Below are 424 nucleotides of genomic sequence, written 5' to 3' on the forward strand. Positions count from 1 at the left end.
AAAACTTATAGCAAAAGCATAGGACTAGAATCCTGCAACAATGAAGATCATTTTTGTATTTGTTCTCCTTGCTATTGTTGCATGCAGTGCCTCTGCGCAGTTTGATGCTTTTAGTCAAAGTTATAGGCAATATCAGCTACAGCCGCATCTCCTGCTACAGCAACAGGTGCTTAGCCCATGCAATGAGTTCGTAAGGCAACAATACGGCGTAGTGGCAACCCCCTTCTGGCAATCAGCTACGTTTCAACTGAGAAACAACCAAGTCATGCAGCAGCAATGCTGCCAACAGCTCAGGCTGATAGCGCAGCAATCTCAATACCAGGCCATTAGTAGTGTTCACGCGGTTGTGCAGCAACTACACCTGCAACAGTTCAGTGGTGTCTACTTTGATCAGACTCAAGCTCAAGCCCAAGCTCTGCTGGCC

General features: G+C 46.9%; 1 protein-coding gene. It reads left to right on the forward strand.

The window, feature by feature from the left end; translation table 11 throughout:
* Window positions 1-40: 40 nt before the first annotated feature.
* A partial coding sequence (locus tag H8K55_RS21310; RefSeq protein WP_186944256.1) for a hypothetical protein occupies window positions 41-424 on the forward strand: 384 nt, incomplete at its 3' end.

The organism is Affinundibacterium flavidum, from assembly GCF_014284175.1.
In the GTDB taxonomy this organism is placed as follows: Bacteria; Pseudomonadota; Gammaproteobacteria; order Burkholderiales; family Burkholderiaceae_D; genus Undibacterium; species Undibacterium flavidum.